This is a genomic window from Thomasclavelia sp. (assembly GCF_017889095.1).
Lineage (GTDB): Bacteria > Bacillota_I > Bacilli_A > Erysipelotrichales > Coprobacillaceae > Thomasclavelia.
The window spans coordinates 1-3,061 of sequence record NZ_JAGHEW010000068.1 but is presented as its reverse complement, the minus strand read 5'-3'; the positions used below and the strand labels follow the sequence as shown (position 1 = coordinate 3,061).

Annotated in this window: 4 protein-coding genes; 2 read left to right on the top strand and 2 right to left on the bottom strand. The window is 28.9% G+C overall.

Annotated elements, in window-relative coordinates; genetic code table 11:
• On the top strand, positions 1–786 hold a 786-nt coding region (locus tag J7M77_RS03045; protein ID WP_296875871.1), incomplete at its 5' end, for a UDP-N-acetylglucosamine 2-epimerase.
• Positions 787–881: 95 nt separating this feature from the next.
• Positions 882–2,246 (top strand): phosphoglucosamine mutase, encoded by a 1,365-nt coding sequence (gene glmM / locus J7M77_RS03040; RefSeq protein WP_296875869.1) that lies wholly within the window; start codon positions 882–884, stop codon positions 2,244–2,246.
• Positions 2,247–2,387: 141 nt separating this feature from the next.
• On the opposite strand, the gene J7M77_RS03035 is transcribed toward glmM, so the two are convergent.
• Both J7M77_RS03035 and J7M77_RS03030 read right to left on the bottom strand, forming a co-directional pair.
• Positions 2,388–2,573: a hypothetical protein gene (locus J7M77_RS03035; protein ID WP_296875867.1), complete on the bottom strand. Its 186-nt coding sequence runs from the start codon at positions 2,571–2,573 to the stop codon at positions 2,388–2,390.
• Positions 2,574–2,702: 129 nt separating this feature from the next.
• On the bottom strand, positions 2,703–3,061 hold a 359-nt coding region (locus J7M77_RS03030; RefSeq protein WP_296875865.1), incomplete at its 5' end, for a hypothetical protein.

Below are 3,061 nucleotides of genomic sequence, written 5' to 3'. Positions count from 1 at the left end.
GCGGGGAACAGATGCAAAGATGAATGTTTACCTGAAGAAACCAATCGAAGAATAGTTGATATCATTAGCGATGTTAATTTAGCTTACAGTGAACATGCCAGAAAATATCTGCATGAATGTGGACTTCCAAAAGAAAGAACTTATGTAACCGGATCACCTATGGCGGAGGTATTATCTAATAATCTAGAAGAAATTAAAAAATCTACTATATTGGATAAACTTCATTTACAAAAGCAGGGATATATTCTTTTAAGCGCTCATCGGGAAGAAAATATCGACACCGAAAAAAATTTTTTATCACTGTTTAATGCAGTAAATAAAATAGCTGAAAAATACGATATGCCAATATTATATTCATGTCATCCAAGAAGCAAAAAAAGATTACAGGAAAGTGGCTTTAAACTAGATTCGAGAGTGATTCAGCATGAACCGTTAGGGTTTCATGACTACAATAATTTACAGATGAATGCCTTTGCAGTAGTAAGTGACAGTGGTACTTTACCAGAAGAAAGTTCTTATTTTACAAGCATTGGTAAATCATTTCCGGCAGTATGTATAAGAACAAGTACCGAAAGACCGGAAGCATTAGATAAAGGATGCTTTATTTTAGCTGGCATTGATGAACGTTCATTGCTCCAGGCTGTAGAAACAGCAGTAGAAATGAATAAAAGTAATGATTTAGGAATACCAGTATCTGATTATATCGAAGAAAATGTAAGTATTAAAGTAGTAAAGATTATTCAGTCATATACAGGAATAGTTAACAAAATGGTATGGAGAAAATAAGAACTATAAATAGATAAATATTATATACATGTAATATTTAATTATATTAGTTCTTTATGCTTTAATTTATATACTTTTTAAGAGGAAGAAGAAAAGTGGGAAAGTATTTTGGAACTGATGGATTTAGAGGTAATGCTAATGTGGAGTTGACGGCTGATCATGCTTATAAAATTGGACGTTTTCTAGGCTGGTATTACAATGAAGAAAGAAAAAAGAAAGGAATTAGTGAACCGGCTAAAATTGTTATCGGAAAAGATACAAGAAGAAGTTCATATATGTTTGAATATACTCTTGTTGGAGGAATAGTAGCCAGTGGCGCTGATGCATATTTAATGCATGTTACAACAACACCTAGTGTTGCTTATATAACAAGATTGGATGATTTTGACTGTGGTGTTATGATTAGTGCCAGTCATAATCCATATCATGATAATGGTATTAAAATATTGAATCATCTGGGTGAAAAGATGGATGAGGAAACTATTGAAAAGATAGAAACTTATTTAGACAGTAATATAGAATTACCTTTTGCTGTTGAAAACAGAATTGGAAAAAGTGTTGATTATGTTTCTGGAAGAAACCGTTATATAGGTTATTTAATTTCACTTGGTGTTTATTCATTTAAAGGTATTAAGGTTGGATTAGATTGTGCTAATGGCGCAAGCTGGAATATTGCTAAAGCTGTTTTTGATGCTTTAGGAGCAAAAACTTATGTAATCAATGCTAATCCTGATGGTTTTAATATTAATACAAATTGTGGATCAACACATATAGAAGGATTACAGAAGTTTGTAATCGAAAATAATCTTGATATTGGTTTTGCTTATGATGGAGATGCAGACAGATGCTTATGTGTTGATGAAAAAGGGAATGTTGTTACTGGAGATCATATTTTATATATTTATGGAAAATATATGAAAGAAAGAGATAAACTGATCAATAATACAGTTGTAACTACAGTAATGTCCAATTTTGGTTTATATAAAGCGTTTGATGAATTGGGAATCAGTTATGATAAAACTAAAGTTGGAGATAAATATGTATATGAAAGTATGTCAAAAAACAACTATATAATTGGTGGAGAAGAATCAGGACATATTATTTTTAGAAAATATGCAACAACCGGTGATGGAATTCTAACGTCTTTAAAGATCATGCAGGCGATGTTATCAAGAAAGAAAAAAGTTAGTGAACTGTATGAAGGATTAACAATGTATCCCCAATATTTAGAAAACGTTAAAGTTAAAAGTAAACAGGAAGCAAGAAACGATAAAGATGTAATAGCTACAATCAATGAAGTAGAAGAAAAACTAGGAGATACAGGAAGAATACTAGTAAGAGAAAGTGGAACAGAACCAGTAATAAGGGTTATGGTAGAAGCAACAAGTGATGAATTATGTCATGAGTATGTATCAATGGTTGTAGATAAGATAAAAGATAAAGGACATATAAGTAATTAATGTTTTAATTTATAAAAAATTTAATGTGCAAATAATTAGTTTTACATAATTTATGAAAAGACGTCCGCAATATGGACGTCTTTTTCACTAAAATTAACAATACAACAAGCTAAGAAATCAATATGATTAGAAGAATAAAAATCACTTCACTAATTTAGCATATATTTCAGCATATCTATAGTTATCTTTTTTGATATTTTCATCTGCAATTTTTGATAATAACTTATACTGCTTGCTATTGAATTTAAGGGTGTTTTTACTTTTCTTTTTAAGTTCTTTTAAAAATTTATCATCCAAGTTATTATTAAAATGTAGTTTAAATAGCATATATTATTCCTCCACGTTTATAAATTTTTGTAAAATATTGTATATTTTTTGTTGAAAAGATAATATAAATGGATTAAACGCAGCTATCATGATCATATTTTCGAAATATTTAATCATAAAGCAATAGTATTATTTTTTCTGTAATACTATTACTCTTCCATAAACTAAATCAAATCCAACACCAGCCAGTCTATAGGTGCTTTTTTTATAACCACCGTCTTTATTAAGTCTTATTATATCTAATGATACAGTTACAATATTATCACTTTTAATAACACTAAAACTTTTGCTTTTTGATTTACATATATAAGTCTGACCGTCTATTTTTAAGAAAATCATTCTAATATCATTTTCATCGTATTCATGATATTTACTAAAATTTTCAAATAATCCTCTAAATTTAAAATAACCATCTTTGTTTAAATGTTTGATTAATTTGTTTCCAATATCACTTGAAGGTTCAATAATCATAAAAACATTTTCTTTGG